The sequence below is a fragment of the Rhodococcus (subgen. Prescottella) equi genome (assembly GCF_003013675.1).
Lineage (GTDB): Bacteria > Actinomycetota > Actinomycetes > Mycobacteriales > Mycobacteriaceae > Prescottella > Prescottella equi.
The window spans coordinates 2,961,118-2,985,383 of the sequence record NZ_CP027793.1 but is presented as its reverse complement, the minus strand read 5'-3'; the positions used below and the strand labels follow the sequence as shown (position 1 = coordinate 2,985,383).

At 65.8% G+C, this 24,266-nt stretch carries 29 protein-coding genes; 11 read left to right on the top strand and 18 right to left on the bottom strand.

The window, feature by feature from the left end:
* Positions 1-2: 2 nt before the first annotated feature.
* From C7H75_RS13995 to C7H75_RS25975, 3 genes are all read right to left on the bottom strand, one after another.
* Positions 3-1,523: an FAD-dependent oxidoreductase gene (locus C7H75_RS13995; RefSeq protein ID WP_022596357.1), complete on the bottom strand. Its 1,521-nt coding sequence runs from the start codon at positions 1,521-1,523 to the stop codon at positions 3-5.
* A 4-nt stretch (positions 1,524-1,527) separates the two neighbouring features.
* Entirely contained in the window at positions 1,528-1,785 is a 258-nt protein-coding gene (locus C7H75_RS13990) for a DUF7218 family protein (protein WP_005512734.1), read from the bottom strand.
* A 97-nt stretch (positions 1,786-1,882) separates the two neighbouring features.
* Positions 1,883-2,059 (bottom strand): hypothetical protein, encoded by a 177-nt coding sequence (locus tag C7H75_RS25975; RefSeq protein ID WP_005512735.1) that lies wholly within the window; start codon positions 2,057-2,059, stop codon positions 1,883-1,885.
* A gap of 124 nt (positions 2,060-2,183) precedes the next feature.
* Here C7H75_RS25975 and C7H75_RS13985 point away from each other — a divergent pair, with 124 nt between their 5' ends.
* Positions 2,184-3,611: a cytochrome P450 gene (locus C7H75_RS13985; protein ID WP_022596355.1), complete on the top strand. Its 1,428-nt coding sequence runs from the start codon at positions 2,184-2,186 to the stop codon at positions 3,609-3,611.
* Positions 3,608-4,027, top strand: coding sequence for a hypothetical protein (locus C7H75_RS13980; protein WP_022596353.1), 420 nt, complete (start codon positions 3,608-3,610; stop codon positions 4,025-4,027). Before C7H75_RS13985 ends, C7H75_RS13980 begins: the two co-directional genes overlap by 4 nt.
* A gap of 24 nt (positions 4,028-4,051) precedes the next feature.
* Here the strand turns inward: C7H75_RS13980 and C7H75_RS13975 are convergent, their stop codons facing one another.
* Positions 4,052-4,948, bottom strand: a complete 897-nt coding sequence (locus tag C7H75_RS13975; protein WP_022596350.1) for an SDR family oxidoreductase — start codon at positions 4,946-4,948, stop codon at positions 4,052-4,054.
* A 141-nt stretch (positions 4,949-5,089) separates the two neighbouring features.
* Here C7H75_RS13975 and C7H75_RS13970 point away from each other — a divergent pair, with 141 nt between their 5' ends.
* Complete coding sequence (locus C7H75_RS13970; protein ID WP_044991147.1) at positions 5,090-5,662, top strand: hemerythrin domain-containing protein; 573 nt, start codon at positions 5,090-5,092, stop codon at positions 5,660-5,662.
* 83 nt (positions 5,663-5,745) lie between these two features.
* Here C7H75_RS13970 and C7H75_RS13965 read toward each other — a convergent pair whose 3' ends face one another.
* The gene (locus C7H75_RS13965) at positions 5,746-6,636 is read right to left on the bottom strand and encodes a manganese catalase family protein (RefSeq protein ID WP_013416246.1); all 891 of its coding nucleotides are present in this window, start codon (positions 6,634-6,636) and stop codon (positions 5,746-5,748) included.
* A 210-nt stretch (positions 6,637-6,846) separates the two neighbouring features.
* On the opposite strand from C7H75_RS13965, the gene C7H75_RS13960 reads away from it, so the two are divergent.
* Together C7H75_RS13960 and C7H75_RS13955 are read left to right on the top strand one after the other, a co-directional pair.
* A complete protein-coding gene (locus C7H75_RS13960; RefSeq protein ID WP_022596346.1) occupies positions 6,847-7,797 on the top strand; it encodes a TIGR03557 family F420-dependent LLM class oxidoreductase in 951 nt (316 codons plus the stop codon).
* Positions 7,798-7,834: 37 nt separating this feature from the next.
* Positions 7,835-8,257, top strand: a complete 423-nt coding sequence (locus C7H75_RS13955) for a ChaB family protein (RefSeq protein ID WP_013416244.1) — start codon at positions 7,835-7,837, stop codon at positions 8,255-8,257.
* A 54-nt stretch (positions 8,258-8,311) separates the two neighbouring features.
* Here the strand turns inward: C7H75_RS13955 and C7H75_RS13950 are convergent, their stop codons facing one another.
* Positions 8,312-8,761: a MarR family winged helix-turn-helix transcriptional regulator gene (locus tag C7H75_RS13950; protein ID WP_013416243.1), complete on the bottom strand. Its 450-nt coding sequence runs from the start codon at positions 8,759-8,761 to the stop codon at positions 8,312-8,314.
* 54 nt (positions 8,762-8,815) lie between these two features.
* Between C7H75_RS13950 and C7H75_RS13945 the strand changes: the two genes are divergently transcribed.
* On the top strand, positions 8,816-9,190 hold the full coding sequence (locus C7H75_RS13945; protein WP_064066899.1) for a cupin domain-containing protein: 375 nt from the start codon (positions 8,816-8,818) through the stop codon (positions 9,188-9,190).
* A 297-nt stretch (positions 9,191-9,487) separates the two neighbouring features.
* Here C7H75_RS13945 and C7H75_RS13940 read toward each other — a convergent pair whose 3' ends face one another.
* The 4 genes from C7H75_RS13940 to C7H75_RS13925 form a co-directional block, all read right to left on the bottom strand.
* Positions 9,488-10,654: an FAD-dependent oxidoreductase gene (locus tag C7H75_RS13940; RefSeq protein ID WP_022596341.1), complete on the bottom strand. Its 1,167-nt coding sequence runs from the start codon at positions 10,652-10,654 to the stop codon at positions 9,488-9,490.
* A 27-nt stretch (positions 10,655-10,681) separates the two neighbouring features.
* Positions 10,682-11,392 (bottom strand): TetR/AcrR family transcriptional regulator, encoded by a 711-nt coding sequence (locus C7H75_RS13935; RefSeq protein WP_022596338.1) that lies wholly within the window; start codon positions 11,390-11,392, stop codon positions 10,682-10,684.
* 885 nt (positions 11,393-12,277) lie between these two features.
* Positions 12,278-12,805: an SRPBCC family protein gene (locus C7H75_RS13930; protein WP_022596334.1), complete on the bottom strand. Its 528-nt coding sequence runs from the start codon at positions 12,803-12,805 to the stop codon at positions 12,278-12,280.
* A 203-nt stretch (positions 12,806-13,008) separates the two neighbouring features.
* Positions 13,009-13,773 (bottom strand): nucleotidyltransferase domain-containing protein, encoded by a 765-nt coding sequence (locus C7H75_RS13925; RefSeq protein WP_080668412.1) that lies wholly within the window; start codon positions 13,771-13,773, stop codon positions 13,009-13,011.
* 745 nt (positions 13,774-14,518) lie between these two features.
* Between C7H75_RS13925 and C7H75_RS13920 the strand changes: the two genes are divergently transcribed.
* Positions 14,519-14,878, top strand: coding sequence for a nucleoside triphosphate pyrophosphohydrolase (locus C7H75_RS13920; protein WP_022596331.1), 360 nt, complete (start codon positions 14,519-14,521; stop codon positions 14,876-14,878).
* Between the two features lie 1,189 nt (positions 14,879-16,067).
* Here C7H75_RS13920 and C7H75_RS13910 read toward each other — a convergent pair.
* Together C7H75_RS13910 and C7H75_RS13905 are read right to left on the bottom strand one after the other, a co-directional pair.
* Positions 16,068-16,316, bottom strand: a complete 249-nt coding sequence (locus C7H75_RS13910) for a hypothetical protein (RefSeq protein WP_044991102.1) — start codon at positions 16,314-16,316, stop codon at positions 16,068-16,070.
* Between the two features lie 492 nt (positions 16,317-16,808).
* Positions 16,809-17,546: a hypothetical protein gene (locus C7H75_RS13905; protein ID WP_044991145.1), complete on the bottom strand. Its 738-nt coding sequence runs from the start codon at positions 17,544-17,546 to the stop codon at positions 16,809-16,811.
* A 284-nt stretch (positions 17,547-17,830) separates the two neighbouring features.
* On the opposite strand from C7H75_RS13905, the gene C7H75_RS13900 reads away from it, so the two are divergent.
* The gene (locus C7H75_RS13900) at positions 17,831-18,481 is read left to right on the top strand and encodes a class I SAM-dependent methyltransferase (protein ID WP_232244742.1); all 651 of its coding nucleotides are present in this window, start codon (positions 17,831-17,833) and stop codon (positions 18,479-18,481) included.
* A 470-nt stretch (positions 18,482-18,951) separates the two neighbouring features.
* On the opposite strand, the gene C7H75_RS13895 is transcribed toward C7H75_RS13900, so the two are convergent.
* The 3 genes from C7H75_RS13895 to C7H75_RS13885 all read right to left on the bottom strand — a co-directional run bounded on the left by C7H75_RS13895 (position 18,952) and on the right by C7H75_RS13885 (position 20,284).
* Positions 18,952-19,680, bottom strand: a complete 729-nt coding sequence (locus tag C7H75_RS13895) for a HemK2/MTQ2 family protein methyltransferase (protein ID WP_022596324.1) — start codon at positions 19,678-19,680, stop codon at positions 18,952-18,954.
* Positions 19,681-19,683: 3 nt separating this feature from the next.
* Positions 19,684-19,929: a microaggregate-binding protein 1 gene (mbp1, locus tag C7H75_RS13890; protein WP_022596322.1), complete on the bottom strand. Its 246-nt coding sequence runs from the start codon at positions 19,927-19,929 to the stop codon at positions 19,684-19,686.
* Positions 19,930-19,999: 70 nt separating this feature from the next.
* Positions 20,000-20,284, bottom strand: a complete 285-nt coding sequence (locus tag C7H75_RS13885; protein WP_005512762.1) for a hypothetical protein — start codon at positions 20,282-20,284, stop codon at positions 20,000-20,002.
* Positions 20,285-20,514: 230 nt separating this feature from the next.
* Between C7H75_RS13885 and C7H75_RS13880 the strand changes: the two genes are divergently transcribed.
* Complete coding sequence (locus C7H75_RS13880) at positions 20,515-21,693, top strand: zinc-dependent alcohol dehydrogenase (RefSeq protein ID WP_022596317.1); 1,179 nt, start codon at positions 20,515-20,517, stop codon at positions 21,691-21,693.
* Positions 21,694-21,726: 33 nt separating this feature from the next.
* On the opposite strand, the gene C7H75_RS13875 is transcribed toward C7H75_RS13880, so the two are convergent.
* The gene (locus C7H75_RS13875) at positions 21,727-22,206 is read right to left on the bottom strand and encodes a CinA family protein (RefSeq protein ID WP_022596315.1); all 480 of its coding nucleotides are present in this window, start codon (positions 22,204-22,206) and stop codon (positions 21,727-21,729) included.
* A gap of 323 nt (positions 22,207-22,529) precedes the next feature.
* On the opposite strand from C7H75_RS13875, the gene C7H75_RS13870 reads away from it, so the two are divergent.
* Together C7H75_RS13870 and C7H75_RS13865 are read left to right on the top strand one after the other, a co-directional pair.
* The gene (locus C7H75_RS13870) at positions 22,530-22,757 is read left to right on the top strand and encodes an ANTAR domain-containing protein (protein ID WP_044991144.1); all 228 of its coding nucleotides are present in this window, start codon (positions 22,530-22,532) and stop codon (positions 22,755-22,757) included.
* Positions 22,754-22,966 carry a hypothetical protein gene (locus C7H75_RS13865; RefSeq protein WP_106851470.1) on the top strand — a complete coding sequence of 71 codons (213 nt, stop codon included), beginning with the start codon at positions 22,754-22,756 and terminating at the stop codon, positions 22,964-22,966. Before C7H75_RS13870 ends, C7H75_RS13865 begins: the two co-directional genes overlap by 4 nt.
* Before the next feature lie 64 nt (positions 22,967-23,030).
* On the opposite strand, the gene C7H75_RS13860 is transcribed toward C7H75_RS13865, so the two are convergent.
* Both C7H75_RS13860 and C7H75_RS13855 read right to left on the bottom strand, forming a co-directional pair.
* Positions 23,031-23,762: a GAF and ANTAR domain-containing protein gene (locus tag C7H75_RS13860; protein WP_106851469.1), complete on the bottom strand. Its 732-nt coding sequence runs from the start codon at positions 23,760-23,762 to the stop codon at positions 23,031-23,033.
* Between the two features lie 27 nt (positions 23,763-23,789).
* A complete protein-coding gene (locus C7H75_RS13855) occupies positions 23,790-24,224 on the bottom strand; it encodes an STAS domain-containing protein (RefSeq protein ID WP_232244741.1) in 435 nt (144 codons plus the stop codon).
* Between the last annotated feature and the right edge of the window lie 42 nt (positions 24,225-24,266).

The window sequence follows — 24,266 nt, the reverse complement described above, 5'->3', positions numbered from 1 at the left end:
CCTCACGTACCCCGTCGGTCGGAAACGCAATCCGACGCACTCAGACCTCGCGTGGCGGGCCCTTCGAGGACCCGGCCGTCCGCGGCGAAGCGGGAGCCGTGCAGCGGACAGTCCCAGCTGCGTTCGCTGTCGTTCCACCGGACGATGCCCCCGAGATGGGGACACACTGCCGACACCCGGTGGGTCCGCCCGTCGACCGTGCACACGGCTCGAGGAACCGGAACCCCGGGTTGGACCCTGCCCTCGCCCTCCGCAGGCGACGACGAGCGGAATCCGACGACGGGCCCCACCCATCCCTTCACCATCTCGACCGCCACGCCGGCGTTGAGTTCGAGAGTGGGCAGAGCGCTTCGGGGTGCGCGACTCAGTGCCCACGGGTCGAAGGTCGCCGCCCACGCCGGCGGCTCGCCGTCGATTCGCGCGGCGATCACGGCCGCGGCGGCGACGGCGTTCGTCATACCCCACTTGTCGTACCCGCTGGCGATCAGGATCCGATCGTCGGTGGGGAGCAATCCGCCGACCACCGGCAACTGATCGGCCGAGTGGTAGTCCTGAGCCGACCACGTATGGGTGACCTCCCCGCCGGGAAAGTGGCGACGGGTCCAGTCGATCAGATCCGCGACACGCGGCTGCGTCGGTCCGCCGCGACCGACGGTGTGCCCGTTGCCGCCGACGATCAGCAGATCGCCGTCCGGGTTGGGCGCGTAGCGTAGCGACCGCGTAGGGGAGTCGGCGGACAGGTACATCCCTCGGGGCGGCTGGTCCGTACCGGCGACCGCGATGCAGTACGACCTTTGCGGTTCGAGTCTGGCGAAGAAGGACCCGCGGTCGAGGACGGGTGTTCCGGTCGCGAGGACCACCCGGTCGGCCACGAGCTCGCCCCCACCGTCGTGGCGGACGGCGAGGCCGCCCGGCGTCCGCCCGACCGACCGCACGCGAGTGTTCTCGACGACGGGGACGCCACGCCCGCGCAGCTCGCGCACGAGCGCGGTCACGAGGTCGACGGGATCGAACTGCGCCTGATCGGCAAGCCCGATCGCGCCGGTCACCGGGAACGGCAACTCAGCCGCTTCGTCCCAACCGACGTCGAGGCCGGCTTCGGTTGCGGCATCGAACTCGGCGGCGAGCGCCGTCGCGCCCTCGGACGATGTGGCGTAGGTGTACGCCGTTTCCCTCTGCACCGGCACCTCGAAACTGCGGCACAGGTCCAGAAGCCGCCGTCGGCCGTCCCGGTTGGCCTCGACGTAGGCGCGTACGACGTCCGTGGGGTAACGCTCGGCGATCTGCGACAGCTTCGTGCCCTGCAAAAGCGAGATCTTCCCCGTCGTGCGACCCGTCGTCACCGAACCCGCACGGCGGCCCTCGAGGACCGCCACCGTGGCCCCCGCCCGGGAGAGTTCGAACGCGGTACACAATCCGGTCAATCCTGCACCGACCACCACCGTGTCGAACCGGCTGCCGTCCGGAAGGGGCGGACTCGATGCGGGGCGGGGGCGGTCGAGCCACAGCGAGGGGTCGTTCACGGGCTCAGTGGTTACGCAGTTCGGAGATGAGATCGGCCTTGCGCTTGGAGCTGTAGCCCGACAGGCCGATCTCCTTGGCGCGCTTCTTCAGTTCGTCGACGGTCCAGTCCTCGTAGGACTGCGACTTGCCACCCTTGCGGCCCACGTCCGAACGCCCACGGTCAGCGCTCGCATTCGCGATTCGGGCGGCCTTCTCCTTGGACGCGCCCTTCTCCCGGAGCTTCTCGTACTGCTTCTCATCCTTGATCGACGAGCGTGCCATGGTCGTCTCCCTCCAATGCGTGTGCTGCCTGGCTGTCGCATACCCAGCAGTCCGCGTGGCTACACCTTCGGCGTGGACAGGCGTCGGCCAGGCCGGCTCAGCGGCGTCCGTCGCCGTGTTCGGGGCGGTCGTCGGCCGCCTTGCCCTGCGCCATCACGCGCCGCCACCACGGTTCGAGGGGGCTCGGTTGCGGATATCGGACGTCGGGCGACCCCTCGGCACCTTCGGTGTCGTCGTCCGGCTCGGGGGGCGCCCGATGTCTGCGTCTGATCATGTGGGAAGGTTCCCGCCCCGTGAGGATTCGAAACCCTCGCAGAGACAACCCAGAAGGCACCGTCCATGCACGCTGCTGTCACCCCGCGACGTTTGCATTTCGGCGGTACGGGTAGGTCTTCCGAATGACGTCCCACTTCCCAGCGCCGGGCGAGCCGGTCGGTGCCACGACCGACGAGGGATCTTCCGCGATTCCGGTCGTCGCCGGGCTCCGGGCGATCGGAGCGGTCACCGCACTGGGACTGCCGTCGGTCGCCTCCGGCATCATCGCCCGGCGGCATCTGGTCATGCCGCTACTCGAGAAGGCACGGGCCGACGCGTTGTCGATCGAGATGTTCCGACGGCTGCGTGACGAATTCGGTCGTGGTCCGATCGAATTCCGCTTGCCGGGCCGCCGGGTGGTCCTGCTGCTGGACCCCGACGACGTCGCGCGGGTGCTCGACGACAGCCCGGACCCGTTCACGCCGGCGAATCGAGAGAAGCGGGCGGCGCTGGGGGCGTTCCAGCCGCATGGGGTCCTCATCTCGCAGGGCGATATCCGCGCGCGACGGCGCGTGGTCAACGAGGCGGCACTGGAGACCCCGAAGCCGCTGCACGGTGCGTCCGACAGCATGGCCCGGACGATCGACCGGGAGATTTCCATCTTCGCGCAGCAGGTGGGGGAGACCGGCGCGTTCACGGCGGCCGACTTCACCCGGGTCTGGTGGAGAATCGCTCGCCAGGTGACACTGGGGGAAAGTGCGCGGGACGACACGGACGTCACCGATCGGCTGTGGAAGCTCCGCGCCAACGGCAACTGGTCGTACCTCACTCCGCCGCGCCGACGCCTGCGGGATCGGTTCTTCGAGAGTCTCTACGACTACGCCGACCGTGCCGAGCCGGGCACCCTCGTCCACGCGCTCGCGTCGGTGGAGACGGCTCCGGCCGTCGATCCGGTGGGGCAGATCCCGCACTGGCTCTTCGCATTCGACGCGGCCGGGATGGCGACCCTGCGTGCGCTCGCACTCCTTGCCGCGCACCCCGACCGGCTCGCCGAGGTTCGTCGGGAGGCGTCGGAGCGACCCGTCGGGAACGCGGCCACCCTGCCGATCCACCGGGCCTGCATTCTGGAGTCGCTTCGCTTGTGGCCGACGACGCCGGCAATTCTGCGGGATTCGACTCGGCCCACCGTGTGGCGGACCCCGGGTGGCGCGAGGGCCACGGTGCCCGAGGGAAGCATGTTCATCATCCTCACCCCGCCGCTGCACCGCGACCGGGACCGCTTCGACTTCGCCAACGCGTTCACCCCCGACATCTGGATCGACGGGCGTGCCGACGGCTTGCACACGCTGCTGCCTTTCAGCGGTGGCCCCGCCGAATGCCCCGGACGCAACGTCGCCCTGTTCGTATCCAGCACGGTGCTGTCCGCGGTCGTGACGGCATTCGACCGGATCGAACAGGTGAGTGCACCACGACTGCAACCGGGCGGGGACCTGCCTCCGACCCTCAACCACTACGGCTTGAAATTCGCGGCGGCCCAGGGCAGCCGCGCAACGACCGAGGAGAACACATGATCATCATCGGACTGATCCTCCTGATCGCCGCCGTCGCGATCGGGGTGGCCGGCGTCGTGAACAACACCGGCACCGCACACGAACTCCAGGACGACTTCACGGTGTTCGGTGTCCACGTGACCGGGTCCACCGGAACGCTCTTCCTGGCGGGACTGGTCGTCGGCGCCGCGGGCATGCTGGGACTCGCGCTGCTGCTCGCCGGTGCGCGGCGGACCTCGCGCAAGGCCCGTTACGCCCGCCACGAGTTGGAGCGCAGGGACGCCGCGGCGGTGCCGGCCGGTGATGCGGCTGTCTCGCCCACCACCCGCGCCGAGGCCCCCCGCACGGAGACGACGCAGCAATCGGAACACCCGCGGAGCCTGCGCCATCCGTTCGGTGGCGATACCGGGCCGGGGACCCCTCGTCCCTCGCACTGACCGCGGTACACCGATCGCGTGGAACTATGTGAACGGTGTGCCACCGGTGATTCCGAGGACTTCACCAGTGATGTAGCTGGATTCGGGCGAGGCGAAGAACACGTACGCGGGCGCGAGTTCGGCGGGCTGCCCCGGCCTGCCGAGCGGGACGTCCTTGCCGAACTCGCGGTACTGCTCGGGTGGCATCGTGGCCGGGATGAGCGGTGTCCAGATCGGCCCCGGTGCAACGGCATTGACCCGAATCCCCCTGCTTGCCACGTCGTCGGCCAACGCCTTGGTGAAGTCCACGATCCCGGCTTTGGTGGTGGCGTAGTCCATCAGGGAGGGTGATGGGTTGGTGCCCTGGATGGAGGATGTGTTGATGATCGTGGAGCCGGCCGGCATGACCGCGACGGCGAACTTGCACAACCAGAACAGCGCGTAGAGATTGGTCTTCATCACGCGGTCGAACTGTTCGGTCGAGATGTCCGCGATCCCGCCCGGCGTCGCCATCTGGTACGCCGCGTTGTTGACGAGGATGTCCAGTCCTCCGAAGGATTCCACCGTGGACTCCACCAGGGCGCGACAGTGTTCCTCGGAGCGGATGTCGCCGGGGAGGGCGAGCGCGCGTCGACCCGCATCCTCGATCAAACGCATGGTCTCCCGAGCGTCCGGCTCCTCCTCCGGAAGGTAACTGACGGCGACGTCGGCCCCCTCTCGCGCGAACGCTACGGCCACGGCCCTTCCGATCCCCGAGTCACCGCCGGTGACGAGCGCCCGGCGCTGTGCCAGACGGCCGGCTCCGCGGTAGTCCTGCTCGCCGTGGTCGGGGCGGGTAGTCATCTCCTGGGTGAGGCCCGGGTGCGCGATCGGTTTCTGGCCCTCGAGGTCGGGGATCGGAAAGCGCGTGGTGGGATCCTGCAGCGAATCACGTTCGGACATTGCAGTTCTCCTTCGGTCGGAAGGTCCTGGTCCCACCGTGCACGCCTCGCCGGATCCTGTCCACTGCCGGCAGCGTGTTTGAGGACGCCCCTGATCGGTTATGTCCCACAGACAGCCCTGGAATCGGAGGTGATGGGTGTGGTGAATGCGTTGACGTTTCTGCGCGCCGAGCACGAGAGCGTTCTCGGCATGCTGGAGGTGCTCGAAGGGTCGGGCCCGGGATCACCCGGCCGGGACGACATGGTCGCGAATCTCGTGATCGCGGAGTCTCGTCACGAGGCCATCGAACAGGAGATCTTCTGGCCCATCGTCCGCGACGCGGTCCCGGGGGGCGACGAGCTGGCGGACACGGCGATCGGCCAGGAGATGGACGGAGAGAAGTTGCTCGACACCATCGAGCACGGGTCCGCGGGGGACGAGGACTACGAGTCGGCTCTGCGCGAGTTTCTCGCCGCGGCAAGGGAGCACATCGAGTACGAACAGAATCAGGTGTGGCCACTCGTGACGGAGGCCGTTCCCGCCTCGGACCTCGAGGACGCAGGGAACCGACTGGAGGCGGCCCGTAAGCGTGCTCCGACACGTCCTCACCCGAACACACCACCGCGGCCGGCTGTTCTCAAGACCACCGGCGCCATGGCTGCGGCGGTGGACAAGGTTCGCGACGTGCTCAGCGGACGCGGTCGGCACCATCCGCCCGAGACGCCGCCGAGCTGACCGGGACAGCTCACCACGACGAAGGGATGCTCCCCGCCGATCGCGGGGAGCATCCCTTCGTCGCGCATCTGTCGGTCGTGAGGTCAGTTCGCGGGGACGTGCTGCTCGTGCGTGAACGGCTTGGTGCCGTGAACCGCAGGGCCGCCTTCGGGGCTCTCGGTCTCGCCCCGGTTGGTGCTGTCCTCACTGCGCAGCCACTGGTCGGCAGGAGCCTCGACGTAGCGCCACTCCGTGCCCTCGGGCCACGGGCCTTGGCCTTCGTTCCACGGCCCGCGGACCGATCCACCGTTGGACATGTTGAACGCGACGTTCTGGAAGCGATCGTCGCCGGGCAGTTGGCCGGGCGGGAAGTTGACGGGCAGTTCGTTGAGGGCGGCGGTGAACTGCTGGTAGTGCGCCACTTCCCGCGTCATCAGGAACGTCAGGGTGTCCTGCGCACCCGGATCGTCCGTGAACTGCTTGAGGTACTCGTAGACGATCTTCGCCCGCGACTCCGCCGCAAGATTGCTCCGCAGATCCACCGACGGATCCCCATTGGAGTTGACGAAGGTTCCCGACCACGGGGTGCCCGCCGAATTCACGACGTCGGGGCCGCCGCCGGTGAGGCTCAGATAGGTCGGGTTCACCGCGACCTGGTGGATCGCCTGTTCCCGGCCGTCGGCCGTCGCGACGACCGGCATCCAGTCGCAGCGCTCGTTCGCCTGCTTGAGGTCGTCGTTGAGACCGTCCAGAAGCATCGTGATCATCGAGCCGACGATCTCGAGATGGCTGAACTCCTCGGTGGCGATATCCATGAACAGGTCGTACATCTTCGGGTTCTTGCGCCGCAGGACGAATGCCTGCGTGAAGTACTGCATGGCGGCCTTGAGTTCACCGTTGGCGCCGCCGAACTGTTCCTGCAGCAGCGTCGCGAACTGTGGGTCGGGCCTGTCGATCCGGACTTCGAACTGGAGATCCTTGTTGTGGGTGAACATGTCACTTCCTTCGGGACGCGGTAGTTCGGACGTTGCCGAGATACCCGCCGCGGCGCGGAGGAATCCTCGACCGGCGTGGCCGTCGCCGATCGTGACGCGAACGCAATATCGGCACCGGCGGCACCCCACGCGGAGCCGGTTTCGAGCGCTCGGCTGCGGGGTAGTCGATTTTCAGGACCGGGTGACGGATACGGCATCGACGGAGGCGTTGTGAAGATCGGATACAAATTGTTCGCGGAGGCGTACTCGCCCGCCGAGCTCGTGCGGCAGGCGGTTCGGGCAGAGGAGGCGGGTTTCGACTTCGTCGAGATCAGCGATCACTTCCACCCCTGGCTGCACGATCAGAACCACTCCGGTTTCGCGTGGTCGATCCTCGGATCCATCGCCGCGAAGACGTCGACCCTCGAACTGGCCACCGGGGTGACGTGTCCCTTCGTCCGCTACCACCCGGCGATCATCGCGCAAGCGGCGGCCACGACAGCACTCCTGTCCGACGGCAGATTCGTGCTGGGGCTGGGAACCGGGGAACGACTGAACGAGCACGTCGTGGCCCGCGGGTGGCCACCGGCGTCGACCCGTTCGGCGATGCTGCGCGAGTCGATCGAAATCATCCGTTTGCTGTGGAGCGGCGGCTATCACAGCTACAGCGGTCGACACCTCGAGCTCGAGGACGCGCGTGTGTTCGACTTGCCGGAGCAACTGCCTCCGATCATCGTGGCGGGATCGGGAGCGCCGGCGGCGAAGATCGCGGCCGATCTCGGCGACGGATTGTTCGCGACCGAGCCCGACCCGGATCTGATCGCCCAGTACGAGAAGGAGGGGGGAGCGGGACGGCGATACGCCGAGGTCCCGCTGTCCTGGGCGCCGACGGAGGACGCGGCCCTGCAGTCTGCGCACAAGCTGTTTCGCTTCTCGGCTACCGGGTGGAAAGTGCAGGCCGAGTTGCCGAATCCGGTCAATTTCGAGGCCGCCGCATCCGTTGTCCGGGAATCGGACACGGCCGAGAGCTTCGGCTACGGGCCCGATCCGGAAGGTCATCTGGAGCGCATTCGCGAGTACGGCGAAGCCGGCTTCGATCATCTCGCCCTCGTCAACGCGGGACCGGATGTCGACGGGTTCTTCGATTTCTACGTGCGGGAGATTGCACCGGCGTTGGCCTAGGCCGTGCCGGACGAGACAGGCGAGAGAAGGTGCAGTGATGCCGAAGACGACCAAGACCGGACAGCCGAAGAAGCAGGAGCTGCCGGAAACACTGCTGCGCTCGCCCGCGAAGGCGCAACGGACCTTCGCCAAGGCGCACGACTCGGCGGTCGAAGAGTACGGCGAAGGTGAGCGAGCACACAGGGTCGCGTACGCGGCGCTCAAGCACAGCTTCGAGAAGGTCGGCGACCACTGGGAGCCGAAGGCCGAGAAGGGGCCGTCGGACGCACGGGCGCGCAGCGGAGGCCCGCAGGCCTCCGGCCGCACCGCTGAGGGCGTCGACGCCAACGCCAGCAGACGTCACCTCTACGACATCGCTCGGAAACTCGATATCCACGGCCGGTCGACGATGAACAAGGGGGAGCTTGTCGATGCCATCGAGAAGGAGAACCGACGCCGGAGTGCCGCAGCGCGAAGTTGAGACGAGACGCGGGCCCCCAATACACAGCGCAAGCGCTGTCGCCCGACTATTCGGTCACCAGACCGGCCGGGGCGTTCCGTGTTTCCCGATCTCCTCGAGTGCGACCACCAGCGATGCCATTGTGTCGGCGCCGATCGTCGTGCTCGCTGCTTCCCAGCAGCGGAGGGCTGCGTCAGTAGCCGCAGCGGTCACATCGACACCGGCGGAGGTGAGCCGTACGAGCTGCGAACGGCGATCGCTTCGGTGGGGGTGTTTGCTCACATACCCCGACGCGACCAACTCGTCGACCATCACAGCTGCGGACTGTTTCGTGATACCCAGGTAGGCCGCTATTTCGCTGACGGTGGCCCCGTCGCCGGCCACTCTGCGAAACAACAAGCCATGCGCCGGGCGTAGCGACGAATGCCCCGCCGCGACCACGGCGGCATTGATCCGCTCTGCCAGTGCGGATGAGCTTCGCATCAGCAGTATCAGCAGATCGGCGCGCGGTTCGTCCCTTGACATGTCGTCAGCCTACCTGTCCAATAAAGACAGTAAAACTGACGAAAGGGGATCGACATGCCGATTCGACGAAGCGGCGATCACGACACCCACCAAATGCACGGCGCGAAATTCCACTCCTATGTGGCGCCCTCTCGCGGCAGTCGACAGCTGTGCGCTTGGCGGACGGATCTCGTGCCGGGAAGTGCTGGCGCATCGCACACGGTTTCGCATGAGGAGGTCCTTCTCGTGCTTGATGGAACACCTGTGATCACGCTGGACGACAGCCGATTTGAACTCTCGGTGGGAGATGTCGTGTTCGTTCCGGAGTCCGCGACTGTTCAGCTCGACAACCCCAACGGCAGTGTCGCCTCGTTGTGGGTGACGACATCGGTGGGCATGACGGCCATCACTGCGGACCGCGGAACCATAACCCCGCCGTGGGCGTCCTGATCCCCCTCGGGTTCGACAGCTCCGGGACCATTTCACCGTCCAGCGGCAGAAGCGCCGCCCGGTGGACCGATCGGAGTCCGATCCTCTCCCGGCGCCGACGCAGGCTCCCTCCACGCACCTCTCCGGTCATCCTCAGGGAGCGGCTATGCGGCGCCGAAATCGCTTCGGGGCCATCCCTGTTGTCGCGAACCCCGTCTTGAGAGTCGCCCGAGGAGGCGGACCGGAGGCTGGGGTGTCGCTCCGCGCTTCGGGCACTATGGCGTGTTCTCCGCTGCGTTCCACGGGTATGCCGCGCTGCTATATTTCGCCGGCGCGGCCACTCTCGGAGTCGTGAGCGGCGAACATGTCCACAAGACCTTGCGGTGACGCCGCGCTGAAGAGGATGTCGAGGCTCTGCGCGGATTCGGCGGCCGCCTCGGTGGCGCGAGGAAACAGTTCGGCTTCGTAGGCGGCGAGTGCGGTCTCGGTGTCGCCAGGGTGGTCAACGATGGCAAGTGCGAGCAGTGCCCCGTCGTACATTGCAAGGTTGGCGCCCTCTCCGGCGAAAGGCGACATTACGTGCGCGGCATCGCCGAGGAGTGTGACCCCGGGGACGCGCGGCCATGAGTGTCCGACGGGGAGGGCGTTGACGCGGCGCGGGGTCAGGCCGGTATCGGAGTTGGTGACCAGACCGCGGAGCGCGTCGTTCCAGCCGTCGAGCAGGTCGAGGATGGTTTGTTGGGCGGTGGCGGTGTCGGAGAAGTCGATCGTGTCGATCCAGTCTTCGTCGATGCGGATGCCGAGGTAACTGTGCAGGCTGCCGTCGGTTTCACGATGACCCAGGATTCCTGTGTTTCCGCGGAATGCGAACAGCATTCCACCGCCCATGATCTCGGCCTGGGCGGGGCGTCGTTCGTCGGCGTCGAACAGGTCTGCTTCGACGAACGAGATTCCTGTGTACGCGGGTGTGGCGTCGGAGATCAGTGACCGCACTCTCGACCACGCGCCGTCGGCTCCGATGAGGAGGTCGGTGGTGATGGTTTCACCATTCGTGAATGTCACTTCGTGGCGGCCGGTTGTGCCTGCGTCCGCGTGGATGTGGATGGCTTTGTGACCCCAGCGGATGGTGTCGTCGGGTAGTGAATCGATGAGCATGTCACGGAGTTGGCCGCGGTCGACTTCAGGCCGCGTGAGGGTTCCGTCGTCTGCTTCGTCGCGGAGGATCGCGCCGGTGTGGTCGACTATGCGCATTGCTTCGCCGCCGGGGCGGACCAGTGCGGCGAAGGGTGCCCACAGATCCGCGGCGTGGATGGCCTTCTGGCCGTTGTAGTGGTGGATGTCGAGCATGCCGCCCTGGACGCGGGCGTCACGGGTCGGTTCGAGTTCGAACACGGCGGATTCGATGCCGTGGCTGTGGAGGACACGAGCGGCTACCAGGCCGCCGAGACCGCCGCCGATAATCGCGATGGGGTAGTGCTTGGGCATGGTGCTCCTTGGTGAGGCCCGCTGTGGTCAGGGCGCATCGTGGTGTGTGTCTGGTGTTGGTGTGGCGGAGATTCCGGTGAGGAGTGCCCGGATGGACCACGAAATGCGTTCGGCTGGTGTGCCGCCGAGGATCGAACCCGCGTGTGCAGTGAGATGGGGGAGGGCTTGTGGGTCGGCAGATCGGATCGCTGACGTGAGATGCATTGATTTGGCTTCGTTCTCGCCGAGATGGTCGCGGTTGGTGGGCGCCGGAGTGCTGTGCTCGGCGGCAGTCGCGGTGACGTACTGCAGTAGGAGATCGGCACCCCATGAAGCGCGGGCGGGCTCGATACCGCCTCCTAGGAGCAACCCGAGGACCCGGTCGAACAATCGAAGTGAGCTCGGTCCTGCCGGGCGGAGTGCAACTGCCGATCGCGCCAGACCGGGATATGTGAACAGCACGTCGGTGTAGTCCGCCAGTAGATTCTCGAGCCGTGTCTGCCAGTTCCCGTCTGCGCCTACCTCCAGTGACCCGATGAGTTCGTCCAGTACCGCGTTGTGGAGTTCGGTGGTGTTGGCCACGTAGACGTACAGCGAGGATGCGCCGGTGTCGAGCGCCTGTGCCACGCGACGCAGAGTGGCCTTCTCGAGGCCCTCGGCGCGCATGATCTCGATGGTTGCGCCGATGATCCCTTCGCGGGATAACGCCGGCTTGGCGGGTCGTTCGCGTCGGCTACGGATCGAAACTGCCTTCTCCATACCGACCACGTTACACGAACATGTTCGTAACGAACATGTTCGTACTGGCCGGAGTGTTCGCACTGTGGTTCGGCGAGCTCGAGCAGAAGACGGTCGACCACGATCGGCATGTTCGGCCTGCGTCGTGCCCTGCTGGTCGGCGAGGTGCGTCGAGATCGGCACTCGTCGGAGTGTCGCGGTGCATGTTCACCATCGCCTCGAGCGGCCGCAACCGCTGGGCAATCCGGGCGCGGGCAGGCGTGCGGCCCAGCAGTCAGCCAGGTGGGGAAGCGGACGTACTTCGTGGCCCGCCGTTAGGATCGTCACATGCGGTGCACCTTCGAGGGTGGAAACCTTACGGGGAGCTATCTCGACGTCGACGAACGAGAGATCGGCCCCTATCGGACCCGTCAGATGTGCTGCCCCGATCAGCCGGCCGATCAGGTTCGGAGTCACGGTCGCTGCGTGTGCATCCGGACAGAACGGACAAGGGAACACGATGGAGCATCCTGGGTCGTGTTCACCCACTACGGAGACTGGGTGAACTACGAACCTGGCAAGGCGTAGGCACGGCCGACTGGCAGCCGGTCCCTCATCCGCACATCCCGCTGCTATTCGTACCGGGCCTTCCCGCCGCAGTTTGTTGCCTTTCGTAGTTCTCCTCGCTGGGCCGGCCTTGGTCCCGTGAATTGTGTACGGACGGAACGGCCCCTACGCAAGCGATGTCGGCAAGTTGGCGCGGGCACGGGCACGGGCACGAACACTCCATCCCTGTGTTGAACGCGAACGAAGAACCACTCTGCCTGCGCTGCAAGGGGATTTCCTTGGATGTCGCAGCCAACGGAAGTGACCTCTACCAGGCAGGTAGTGGCGATCCGAAGCCCGGCTCTCGGTCGATCGCGCAGCTCAGGTGTCAATGGGCGTGGTTTCGGTCGCGCGCCCGAGGTGGTCAGCGGTCTCCGTCACGACGCGCTGTAGCGCCGCGGTAACGGCCGGTGCACCACGTCGCAGCGGCACGCGCAGTGTGCGAGCCGGTTCGATCGCGAACGTCCAAGTCAGTCGCGAGCCGGATGCAATCTGCTCGACGAGTATGTCCTCCACGAAAAGCCGCAGACCGGCGACGGTGAATCTACTGACGTAGAAGGTGTTCCGATACCGGACTCGCGATGTCTCCTCCCACCGGAAGTACTCCTCTGTGGCCTTCACTGGGGATGGACGCATCGACAGTTCACGACGCGTGCCCACACCGAACGGGCGTGGTGTCAGGTATCGGGAACTGGTGACAGATGAGCACCAAGCGAGCGCGTTATCGCGGGTCAGTTCCGCCCATGCAGATTCCGCGGAGACCGACAGTGCGACCGAGAAGCGCCGGACGAAGGTGGCTGTTTCCAGGTGCGTCTCGTCGCCGGCAGACAGGTCGAACCATTTCGGCATCACACAATCCTAGAAACCACCACTCCGATCCGCGGCAGTCCCGCGGGTTTGTGACGCGCAACATCACGAATCGAAGTGTGGGGACCGCACAGTGATTGGCGCACTTCACAGGTCCGAGGGCCGATCGCTCGGTCAGGTCTGCGTGACCGCCCGCAGCGCCAGCCCGGGCAGACACTCGGATGCGTGGCGGGCGGCATGGCCCGTCAGGTCTCAGTCAGGAGCGTGTGCAGAACGCCTTCCTGGAAGGTCCGTGCTTGCCGGCCCGAGGGTGGGGGCCCACCCCAGCGTGCTGCGATGGACTGCTCGATCGCCTCGGTCGGCTGGTTGCCGGCCCCGAGTAGCCGAAGGCCGGCGTCGGCTTTGGAAAGCCACCTCCCGTAGCGATATCGGACCAGCGCGCGGCAGGCCCCCAGGACCGCGTCGTCGGCTCCGGCTGCAGATCGGTCGTCGGATTGGCCGGACAGCGCCATCCACCAGTGCAGCGAGTCGATCAGTAGGCTCCGCAGCTCGTCCGGTGGTAGTTCGGCGAAAGCCTCCGAGGCCGGCGGTCCCGCCAACACCCGGCCGCTTTGGTGCAGGATGCTGCGGTCCAGTCCGTACCAGAACGTCCCGTCGGCCGCCGGACGGTCCGCAGGTCGAAAGGTCTGCCGGAAGGCCATGTCTGGGCCGTCGTTCAGCTCGAGCTCGAAGCCCGGCTTCCCGGTGCCCGAGTGCGCTGTAGCCACGGTGTAGACCACCAGCTCCAAACCCCGGGCCGGACACGGCAGGGCGCTGTGCCGCAATCGGGCTATCAACTCCCGCTTTACAGCCTCTCTCAAGGGGTTGCGGCAGAGCAGAGCGATGTCGATGTCGCTGCGGCCAGGGTCGAAGGCGTCCAGAGCCAGCGACCCGGCCGCGTACGCCCCGACGAATTCCGTACCCAACACCTCGCGGGCGGCCTCCACGACGGCTTCGAGATATGGTTCCACGTCGCTATCCGGCACCTGCCCATCATCCTTGGCCCAGCATCGAGGAACCAGACCACGCGCAACGGAATCAACGGCCACAGAGAAAGCAACCCAGTCCGTTGTGATCTGCGCACGGGTTCCCTCTGCCCGGCGCTGTGAACCGGTACACTCGCGCAGTGTCGTCAGCGGTGATTTCCCGCATCCGATTAATGGTCGACTACTGCGCGCCGTTTCCAGTATGGGGAACCTATCTTCGCGTGCCGGACCACTTCGTCCTACTCGGGCCGGGCCGCAACCCGCTCGGGCTGTCGCGATCTGATTCGTGACCTCATTGAATGGCAACGTTCGTGGGACCGGCAGTACGACCCAATCGATGGTTGGGATAACCCCGCACACGCACGGCGCCATCGAGAGGTGGGCGCGGATCTCTATCGCCGGCTCCGCGAAGAGACGGGCCGAGACGACATCACCTGGGAGTGAGCAGCCCTAGTAGACAAAGTCGACGCGGACGCCGCTCGTCCGCGCTGGGTATCGCTGAGCGCCATGCTCACCGATCCCGCGGACGGCTTGGAAACCGGTAGTGCCTTCGACGGTCGATGAACACCTCACGTCGCCGAGGGCCGGCCGGACTGGCAATACCACTCCTGAATCAGTACCACCTCGCGGTAATGGTTACAGCTGTATGAACGAACCAGCCTCGCCAAGGCGCCGTTCAATCCCGGAAACAGGGGGCGCTGCACGTCGTCCTGGATGGTTGAATCAGCGAATGGGAAGCAGCGGCGCGGTAGAGTTCCATCGAAAGCTCGTTCGAGACAACATTCCGGACGTTATTCTTGCCAATGGTGACCGCCCGCACTGGCGGCCCATAGTCGACGATTCGGACTACCTCGCGGCGCTGCTCACCAAGGTCGTCGAGGAAGCCAAGGAACTGCAGGACGCGTCGCCGGAGAACCGAATCGACGAGTTGGCCGACCTGCTCGAGGTTGCCGCCGCCTTGATGGCGGAGCTCGGGATGGCGGATTCCGAGGTGAAGAAGGTGGCCGATCGGAAGCGTACGACCCGGGGCGGCTTCACGAAGCGAATCTGGCTCGATCACGTCGAGATGGGCAACACGGCACAGCCATAGAGCGACACACTGGCCGCCTTCGCAGCGGGAGCACGCCGAACCAACTGGGAGGACAGCCAAGGTGACAAGTGTTCATGTAGCGGAACGTCACGTTCTCGCTGCCATAGGTCTTGGGCGCATCGTCTGGGGTGCCACAACAGCGCTCTTTCCCGGCTGCGTCCACCGAGCGCTTGGTGTCGAGTATCCCGGCCCGGACAAGGGGATCTGGATCAAGGCCTTTGGAGTCCGCGACATCGTCCTGGGGGTGGCGGCCCTGCACCCCGACGATGCTGTTCGACGCGCAACGCTGAAAGCCGGTGTCGTGATGGACGTCGTCGACGCGGGAGTGGTAGCGGCCGCTGCTCGCCAAGGGCTTCCGCGCCGAGCCGCGGTGATTGGGATTCTGCTTGCAGCGGGCACAGCGACCTTCGCGACCGGTGGGCCTGCAATTATTGGAAAGCTCAGGACGCCAGCCGCACGACAGCGAACCTGACTACGACACTGCGGTGGCGCTGCCTGAACGGCTCCGCCCCACGACAATCAATTCGTCTTTCAACAACGCGAATTCGCGGGTGGCGACGACTGCCCTGCTTTTAGGTGTAACGGCTGGGCGTCATTCGCGGTAGTCGACGCATGAACGGTAGGCGGGTGTTGCTGGGCGTAGTGGTGGGGGCGGCGCTGGTCGCCTGCGGAAGCGGTGCCGGATAGAGCGGTCAGCCCTCGTCTGTGACGACGACTTCCTTCGCGCTGCCGAGTACTCCGTCGCAGACGACCGTCGTCGAGTCGCCACCCCCTACGGCGTCGCCCGAATCGCGAATCCATCCGATGTTGCAGAAGAAGAGGAAGCGGGTGGGTGCTTGGGTCGCATGAGTGACGATCGCCGGAGCTGGTCGGCGACATCGAGCCTTCTGCTGGATGATCGGCTGCGAGCACACCTACAAGCCTCATGAAAACGCCGTCGACTCTTTCAATTGCTCAGCGGAGGAGTGATTTTCGCGTTGGTCACGCCACAGAACATGCTGGGGACGCCCAGCCGAAATCAGCAACGATAGAACCCCCGAGTCGATTACAAGGCGCTCAACGTATGCACCATGGGATGGCGTATAGGTCGTACAGGTGCAGCTCGCCCCGAGCAGGGGCGAGCATCCCAGGTGGGGCCAGAACCCCCGTCAGGGGTGGGGTCGAACAGGCCAGGGCTGGCCCTTCTCGATCAGATATGCCGCCAAAGCGCACAAAAGAGGACTCCGAAGTTGTCGATCGGGATGACCGGATCACCTGAGGTGTATCGCATCTGCTCGTTGAAGTAGCTCTGTCCGGCTTGAAACAGTGCCAGTAGCACGAGGACGACTTCTGCGGGTTTGTTGGTCCATCGGGAGAAGAACAGGACGACGCCGAGAGCAATTTCGACCATGACCATTACGGCATAGGTGATCCACAGCGAGGTCTCGAAGATGGGCAAGCCGGTGAACGTGAGCCCGCCGATGAGGCAGATTGCGGCGATGACAAGTGCCTTCGCGGCGCTACCTCGGGAACCGTGTGGCGTCGTGTCGGCGTGCCGCTGGTTTCCCGTTCTGCGACTGTCGCACACCGGATGGTTGCGGCGTGCGGGTGAAGGGTTTGGTGTCCCGCAGATACCAGGTGATCCAGTAGGCGGGGAAGAGCACGATCGAGCCGGCAGCGAGGACGCCGCTACCGCCACGTCGGCGTTACCCGATTGCTGTCAGTACGCCGATCCCGAGGTACGCGCCCACCGTGACCAGGAGCAGTGTCACTACCAGGAGCCAGTTCACTCCCTCAACGTACAAGGCACGTGTGCTGCCGGCCCGGAGTTGGATTGACGGCATGTCCCGTCCGATACAGCACGGTGACCTGGAGGGCCCGCCGGCTCGGCCGGCTACACACCTGTGGGGCCCGCCGAGCCTCTCCGGCACTGTGGAAAGTTGGTTGGCTGTCATGTCCCGTATGGCGGATGGGGGTTGACGGTGTCGGCTGCCCAGCCGATGAACTGGGTTCCGGAAACGGGGAAGGCTTCGAGACGCGGATCGGTGAGGATGGCATCGATGCAGGCGGAGTTGCCGCCCACGTACGTCGACTTGTGGTCGATATCGGTTGCTACGCACCACGTGTGATCGTTTGGCCACCATAGATTGGCGCTGTAGCCGCCGCCCGAGTGGTGCGGGGCCGCGCCGAAACGAGCCTCGGCTGCAGTGATCGGCCCGTGGAGGACAACCATGTTCCGGGACGCATCGAGGAGTTCAATACCAGCCGGGGGTCTGCCTTCGTCGCCGTACCCGTCCCAGATTGCAAACCAGCATTCGTCCGGTGTGGTGGTGTGATGGCGGAGGATCGTCGCGAGGACGCTTGCCTCCGGTCGAGGCAGGGAGCCTTCTTCCGGATCATTGCCGGGACGGTGAGTGCCGGTTATGGCCTGCCAGCTCATTGCAGCGTGTGCGGTCGTGCCGTGTTGCTGGGCGATGGTTCCCCAGTTGACTCGAGTCCAGTCGTCGCCGTCGTGAAGGTAAACGGGATGGAAGACACGTGCGAACGCGTCGAACACCGGCGGAACGAGGCCTCCGACATCGAACGCACCGCGTCGCAACCCATCAGCGATCCAGAAGCCTGCATCCGGGCCGGAGGCGAGCGCCAGTTCCTCAGGAGCCCAGTGCCAACGTTGGTCGTTCCTTGCCATGCGCTCACCTTGGAGTCCAGCGATGCTGTACCCAGGAGATGAATCGTCGAACACGAGTTGCGATTCGAAATCCATTGGTGCAGAGTCCCGGCTCGCCCGTAGCGTGCTCGGGAGCGTCCTGAGAGGCGTTGCAGCATCCTCGATCGGAAGGCGAGTTGGCTTTGGTGGAGACGCACGGGACCGGCTGGGAATACGGACCACTCGCCACGTTGGCTTACGAACTCGACAAGCCGATCGGGACGTCCTTCGGTGACGTCGAGTTCTATCTGTCCCGCCTGCAGGGCGTGACCGGCCCCGTGCTCGAACCTGCGGTGGGAACCGGAAGAATCCTCATCCCGCTTCTGGAACAAGGATTCTCCGTGCGCGGGTACGACAACTCGCCCGCGATGCTCGACCAATGCCGGGCGAACTGTGCACGCCATGATCTGGTCCCCGACGTCGTCGAGGGCGAGATGACACGTTATTGCGACGAGCGCAGGTACGAGGCGATCGTGATCCCGACCGGATCATTCGCTCTTCTGCCGGATCGCGACAGCGCCCTGGCTGCGCTCGAAGCGATGCACGGCAACCTTGCCTCGCGTGGACGGCTCATCGTCGACATCGAGCCGCCGACCGTGCACGTCGAGCCCGACCGCGATCCAGTTCGTCATTGGTGGCACGAAGGAAGCCTTATCACTCTTGACACCTGGAAGAGGACCGCAGATCCGATCGCCCAACGATCTACCAGTTGGCTCCGCTACGAACGCTGGGACGCCGGCGTACTGATCCGAACCGAACTGCAGGTGTTCTCATTGCTCTGGTTCGGGTTGGCCGAGTTCACGACCATGCTGTACCAGGCAGGGTTCGCCGAGGTGGCCGTCCACGGCGGATATCGCGCCGGCAGCGCACCGACCCCCACCGACGCGGTGTGGACCTTCGAAGCCATCCGCGGCTGAGACGATGAGGCTTGGTTCCGTGAGGTGGTACCGCAGCAATGCCGCAACTGACCTCCGCCGACGAGGTGGACCCAGAGGTTCCGTTGCATCAGCACTCCACAATTCGCAATCCTGCCAGGGGAGGACTACCAGCCGAGGCGACAGGGGAGCGCACGAACGGACCGCGCCGGACCGCGATTCGCCTCCGGCGTCCTCACCACTACGAAACTGACTGCGCTACTGCATCGGATGATCTGGTCGGGCGTGCTCTTCGCCGGGCTCGCACTCATCGCGATTGCCGTTCGCGGATCGCTCGATCACAGATCGGCCGATGCGGTCATGGCCGGGTGACCGCGGACAACCGACCCAACGCTGCCAGCGACAGATCGTGCTGGCATCCCGCCCTGCCGCACCTGGAGGAACCTAGCTACCGCAGGAGCTGTCGGCCCGTCCCTGGCGAGACGTCGAAACCTGTATGCGCCGATCGGCTCTCATGCTGCGCCCGTAGGCTTGATTGCCCGGAAAACGACCAGCTTCTCACGGTCTTCTCCGGGTGCCAGTAGCCCGCGCTGCCGCAGCAGGGACGCGCGTTCGGTGAGCACGGGGCCGAAGGGGATCTGGGCGGTGGAGACGATCTCTGCCGAAAAGCCTTGGCGCTGGAGCTCTCGTTGTGTCGCATCGATGTTGCTCAGGGCCGATTGCAGCAATAGGAGCACACCGCCCGGCGCCAGTATGCGCGGAGCTTCACGACAGATGCGATCCAGGTGGGCGCGGCCGTCTCGGCCGGCATCCCAGCATCGCGCCAGGCCCGCCGTCGGCAACGTGTCGTCGGCTGCCGGGACGTACGGCGGATTGCTGACGACGAGATCGAAGTTGTTCTCCCCCAGAGGATTCGTCAGATCGCCGTGGACTGTACGTACCTGCACGCCGTTGAGTGTGGCGTTCAGGCGGGTGTTCAGCAATGCCCGCTTCGCGACATCGACAGCGGTCACGTTCCGCGAGCCGGCCAGCGCTGCTGACACCGATAGATACCCGGTACCCGCGCCGATATCGAGCACGCGGGTACCGGGTTCGATCGTCTCGCCGAGCAACGTACGTGCGAGAAGGTAGGTGTCCGACTGCGGCGGATAGACCCCCGGTAGACGCCAGAACTTGCCAGGTTTCCCGTTGCGCGGGCGAATCGGCTCACCGGTTCCCCGCAACACTGCGTCCGAAGTCATCTGCTACGAGTCCTGCTCCGTGCGCTGGCGCGCCTCGTTCGCTGCCGCCTTGCCGCGAGCCTTCTCCGCCTCGGCCTCCTTCTCGGCGGCTTCCCGCTCGGCGGATGCCTTGTCCTGCTGCGCTTTGCCTTCCCGAACCAGGTCGTCCTGACCTGTCACCGCGCCGGCGGCCTCCTTGGCCTTACCCTTCACGCCTTCGACGGCGCCTTTGACAGCCTCCGCAGGCCCCGACTCGTCCTTGTCCGACATGACGCGAACTCCCTTCCGCCGACAGGTTCCGCCAGCTGTGTACCCGATCGTCGAAGGAATCAAACGTCGGTCAGTGGCCGACCTGATCGGTGAGCGACGCGTTGTCCAGTCGCTTCACCCGCCGATGCTCGGCGAGAACGAGTGCGGTGCCGGCCAGCAGTGCGCCCACGCAGACGATTCCGGCGATCCAGGCCCAGCCCGCAAACCCGTATCCGGCTGCGACGAGTGTAAGGCCCAGCGTGACTATGGCGACGCCGATCAGGGCGTAGCCGGGCCAGTTGCGCGCGTCTTCGATCGCTTCGCCGGGGTGCTCCCGGGTCGTGTGCGCGAGATCGCGAGGGTCGTTGGTGTTCATTTCGAGCCTCCCCGGTGTCGAGTCGGTGCTCCGCGCCGGAATGGACCGGTGCGGGCCCTGAATGTAGTTCCGATTGTCGTCCACCCCGGTCGTTCTTGCACGCGATCGTTCTCGCGGGGGCCGTACCGCACCTCGATCCGCTCGCTGCCGGCGGGCGATCCTGGGGCGTTTGCGCCGGTCCGCGACTGGGTAGGCGTCGGGCGGAGACGACCCACAACCTGGAGGTAGCGGTGAAAGCGGTGACATGGCAAGGCAAGCGGAACGTATCGGTGGAGACGGTTCCCGATCCGCGTATCCAGGAAGCGAACGATGCGATCATCGAGGTGACCACGACCAACATCTGCGGGTCCGATCTGCACCTGTACGAACTGCTGTCGCCGTTCATGACCGCCGGCGACATTCTCGGACACGAACCGATGGGTATCGTCCGGGAGATCGGCAGCGATGTGGGCGATCTCGCGGTCGGGGACCGCGTGGTGATTCCGTTCCAGATTTCGTGTGGGCACTGCGCGATGTGTGGTGGTGGGTTGCAGACGCAATGTGAGACAACACAAGTCAGATCGGAAGGCACCGGCGCCGCGCTCTTCGGGTATTCGAAGCTTTACGGCAGTATCCCCGGGGCGCAGGCGCAGTATCTACGTGTTCCGCAGGCGCAGTACACGCACATCAAGGTCCCGGAGGGCCCGCCGGACGACCGTTTCGTGTATTTGTCGGACGTGTTGCCCACCGCGTGGCAGGCAGTGGAGTACGCCGGCGTCCGCGAGGGCGAATCGCTCACGGTGCTGGGGCTGGGGCCGATCGGCGACATGGCCGCCCGGATCGCGGCACACCGGGGGGTCCGGGTGATCGGCGTCGACCTGGTTCCGGAGCGGCTCGAGCGGTTGCGGGCGCGTGGCATCGAGGTTCTCGACCTGCGGGAGAACGACGACATCGGGGCGACGATCCGGGACATGACCGGTGGGCGCGGCACCGATGCCGTGATCGACGCCGTCGGGATGGAAGCGCACGGGTCGCCGGGTGCGAAGCTGGTACAGCAGGCGACGTCGTTCATGCCGGATGCTGTCGCCGGACCGCTGTTCACCCACGCGGGCATCGACCGTCTCGCGGCGCTCGAAGCAGCGATCGACATCGTGCGCCGCGGGGGCACCGTCTCGATCGTCGGCGTGTACGGGGGAGCTCTGGACCCGCTGCCGATGTTCAAGATGTTCGACAAGCAGATCCAGTTCAGGATGGGTCAGGCCAATGTGAAGCGCTGGGCCGACGACATTCTTCCGCTGCTCACGGACGGTGACCCGCTCGGGGTCGACACGTTCGCCACCCATCGGCTGTCGCTCGACGAAGCGCCCCGCGCCTACGAGATCTTCCAGAAGAAGCAGGACGGCGCGGTGAAGGTCCTCCTCGAACCCTGAGGTTGGTGACGCGCGGCTCGACGCTTCGGCAGCTCATTCGCCGCCGAGGCAGTCGGTGAGGAGTTCGAGGGCGTGATGGGCGGTCGTCTCGACGACTTCCGTCGGCTCGCCCTCGAACTTCTTCTGGAAGGCACGGACGGAACCGCGGTCGAAGATCCCGAACCAGACGGTCCCCGGTTCCTGCCCGTCCTGGCCGTCGGGTCCTGCGGCGCCTGTCACCGCGATGACGGTGTCGGCGCCCAGGAGCTCCGCCGTCTTCGCTGCCATGCTGCGGGCAGCGGCTTCCGAGACGACCGGGCCGGGCGGCACCTCGAGCAGATCGTGTTTGACGGCGCTCGCGTAGGCGACGACGGCGCCACGGAACCAGTCGGACGATCCGGGAGCGGCGCCGAGCAGGCACGAAATCTGCCCGCCGGTCAGGGATTCGGCGGTCGCGATACTGCGGCCGGCCTCGGAAGCGAGATCGGAGACCTTCTCTGCGAGTGCGTCGCTGTCGTTGCGGGGGTTCGCCATTGCTCGGTTATACCCTTTCCGGCGGAGTCCTACTCGACTTGATCTCTCACGACCCCGTCACGGACGTATTCGGCTCCGACCCTTGCGCGTCGGCGGGGCCAGTCTGTATTCTTGGTCACGGTTGAACAAACAGCCGATGCTGGAAGCCCCGCTCGCGTCGGCTTCGTCCCTCATTCTCGCTCGGTTCGAGAATGCGATGGGTCGACAGCGAGACCGCTCTTCTTCCGACGTATCGGAGTCGTCTCGTGATGAATCGCCAACACCTCTCAGTACATCGTTCCCTCCGCGGGGAAGTGCCGGGCTGCGCTCCCGAACGCGAAGCGGTGGCCGTCATCAGTGCCGCGCGCGGATGCAGCCAGGACGCCGCATTCGACGAGTTGATCGACGTCGCCATGCATCATCACGTCAGTGTCGGATCCGCCGCCGCGAGCCTGATCTCGCTGGTCAGGGAGAGCGACCTGCCGAACGGTGCGGTCATCGTTCCGCCGCAGTGGGCCGAGCTCCGGAAGGCGCGCAACGTCGATGCGAGGACGGTAGGTGCGGACGCATGATTCTCGACTCCGATCGACTCGCCGGCCGCAACGGTCTTCCCGAGCCGGGAGGCCGCCAGTCACGGCGCGGCTTCTCGGCGGCCCTCGCTTGCGGCTCGGGAGCGGTTGCCGCCTTCCCGCCCCTCGTGCTCGGATACAGCGGGATTCTCTGTGCCACCGTGGCATTGGTGGTGTTCGTGGCCGTGGGCCTTGCCGCGATTCTCATCTGACCACGATCACGGTCCGACACGATGACGGCGGCGCTGCGGGTGCAGCGCCGCCGTCATCCGCCGGTCACCTCTGCGCCGCGACCTTGTCGAGAAGTTGTCGCGCAACAGTTCTGACCTTGACGTTCGTGTCCTGAGACGTGGACACCAGCCGGTCGAACGCCTCGGCGGCGGGCAGGCCGTGCAACGCCATGACCACACCGATCGCTTGGTCGATCTCTGCGCGAGAAGTGAGCGCGGTCTGGAGGTTTCGGATCGACGCCAGCGCGCGGCGGTGCCGTTCGGCCTGCTGCAGCGCGGTGACAGCGGCGGTGGTGAACAGCTCGAGTAGTGACTCGTCCAGGGACTGGAAGCCTCGGGGATCGCTGCTGTAGAGGTTGAACGAGCCGTGAATACGATCCGAGAGCATCAACGGCAGCGCGATGAAGCTCTTGATCCCGAGATCGGCGGCCGAGGCTTCGAGGGCGGGCCACCGTGAGCGAACCTGGTCGACGTCGACCACCACGCTCCGGCCGTCCCGAGACGCCGTCAAACAGGGGCCGCCGTCGTTCATGTACTGGACTTGGTCCACTTCGCGGACTCGCGGATGCGTTGCCGCCACAGTTTTCGCGGATTCGTCGGACACGAGCGTCACTCCGGCCATGTCGGCTCCGGGAACGATCCTCACCGCTCCTTCGACGACATGCTCCAGAACCGTTGCGAGGTCCTCGTATTCGTCCAGGACGTCGGACAGATCCTGGAGTGCTCCGGTGATCTCGTCGAAACGCTCACTCAGTGTGTCGGTGGTGTCGTCCGTCATCTGGGGATCCGTTCACCGGTGCGGCAGTCAGTAGGAGGGGTCGGCGACCGGCGTGCCCGCCCGGTTCGACTCGCGATCGAGAGCAGACCCGACCGTGGCGTGGCGCTCGAACATCTGCCGCGCGCCGGTGGCCGCAAGAGCATGCTCAACGCCCCGTGTCGCGGTGACGAGCCGGAAATCGAGGCCGCTTTCGACCACCCTGTCCTTCGCCTCGACAAGTGCCGAGGCTCCGTCGATGCTGACGAAGTCGACCCGCGAGAGATCGAAGACGAGAAGGTCCGCGTTCGGCGAAGCGTCGCCTGCGAGTAGCTGGGCGAACGCCTGACGGAAGGTGTCCACGGTGCTGAGGTCCAAGTCGACCAGGAGCGTCACCACCAACGCGGACGAGGTGTCGGCGCCGGCGTCGGTCTGGTGGGTGGACGCGTGCAATATGTTCGTCGCTGTACCGGGAAGATCAGGCACGGCATGCCTCCATCTGCTGGAAACGAGTTGGACGGCGCCTCG

Excerpts from the sequence above, each read along its gene's own strand:
- C7H75_RS13905 (WP_044991145.1), bottom strand. The coding sequence starts at position 17,546 with ATGGCAAGGAACGACCAACGTTGGCACTGGGCTCCTGAGGAACTGGCG.
- C7H75_RS13860 (WP_106851469.1), bottom strand. The coding sequence starts at position 23,762 with ATGACGGACGACACCACCGACACACTGAGTGAGCGTTTCGACGAGATC.
- C7H75_RS13875 (WP_022596315.1), bottom strand. The coding sequence starts at position 22,206 with ATGGCGAACCCCCGCAACGACAGCGACGCACTCGCAGAGAAGGTCTCC.
- C7H75_RS13895 (WP_022596324.1), bottom strand. The coding sequence starts at position 19,680 with ATGACTTCGGACGCAGTGTTGCGGGGAACCGGTGAGCCGATTCGCCCG.
- C7H75_RS13940 (WP_022596341.1), bottom strand. The coding sequence starts at position 10,654 with ATGCCCAAGCACTACCCCATCGCGATTATCGGCGGCGGTCTCGGCGGC.
- C7H75_RS13980 (WP_022596353.1), top strand. The coding sequence starts at position 3,608 with ATGATCATCATCGGACTGATCCTCCTGATCGCCGCCGTCGCGATCGGG.
- C7H75_RS13935 (WP_022596338.1), bottom strand. The coding sequence starts at position 11,392 with ATGGAGAAGGCAGTTTCGATCCGTAGCCGACGCGAACGACCCGCCAAG.
- C7H75_RS13955 (WP_013416244.1), top strand. The coding sequence starts at position 7,835 with ATGCCGAAGACGACCAAGACCGGACAGCCGAAGAAGCAGGAGCTGCCG.
- mbp1 (WP_022596322.1), bottom strand. The coding sequence starts at position 19,929 with ATGTCGGACAAGGACGAGTCGGGGCCTGCGGAGGCTGTCAAAGGCGCC.
- C7H75_RS13885 (WP_005512762.1), bottom strand. The coding sequence starts at position 20,284 with ATGAACACCAACGACCCTCGCGATCTCGCGCACACGACCCGGGAGCAC.
- C7H75_RS13930 (WP_022596334.1), bottom strand. The coding sequence starts at position 12,805 with ATGCCGAAATGGTTCGACCTGTCTGCCGGCGACGAGACGCACCTGGAA.
- C7H75_RS13950 (WP_013416243.1), bottom strand. The coding sequence starts at position 8,761 with ATGTCAAGGGACGAACCGCGCGCCGATCTGCTGATACTGCTGATGCGA.
- C7H75_RS13920 (WP_022596331.1), top strand. The coding sequence starts at position 14,519 with ATGGGAAGCAGCGGCGCGGTAGAGTTCCATCGAAAGCTCGTTCGAGAC.
- C7H75_RS13865 (WP_106851470.1), top strand. The coding sequence starts at position 22,754 with ATGATTCTCGACTCCGATCGACTCGCCGGCCGCAACGGTCTTCCCGAG.
- C7H75_RS13985 (WP_022596355.1), top strand. The coding sequence starts at position 2,184 with ATGACGTCCCACTTCCCAGCGCCGGGCGAGCCGGTCGGTGCCACGACC.
- C7H75_RS13945 (WP_064066899.1), top strand. The coding sequence starts at position 8,816 with ATGCCGATTCGACGAAGCGGCGATCACGACACCCACCAAATGCACGGC.
- C7H75_RS13990 (WP_005512734.1), bottom strand. The coding sequence starts at position 1,785 with ATGGCACGCTCGTCGATCAAGGATGAGAAGCAGTACGAGAAGCTCCGG.
- C7H75_RS13975 (WP_022596350.1), bottom strand. The coding sequence starts at position 4,948 with ATGTCCGAACGTGATTCGCTGCAGGATCCCACCACGCGCTTTCCGATC.
- C7H75_RS25975 (WP_005512735.1), bottom strand. The coding sequence starts at position 2,059 with ATGATCAGACGCAGACATCGGGCGCCCCCCGAGCCGGACGACGACACC.
- C7H75_RS13965 (WP_013416246.1), bottom strand. The coding sequence starts at position 6,636 with ATGTTCACCCACAACAAGGATCTCCAGTTCGAAGTCCGGATCGACAGG.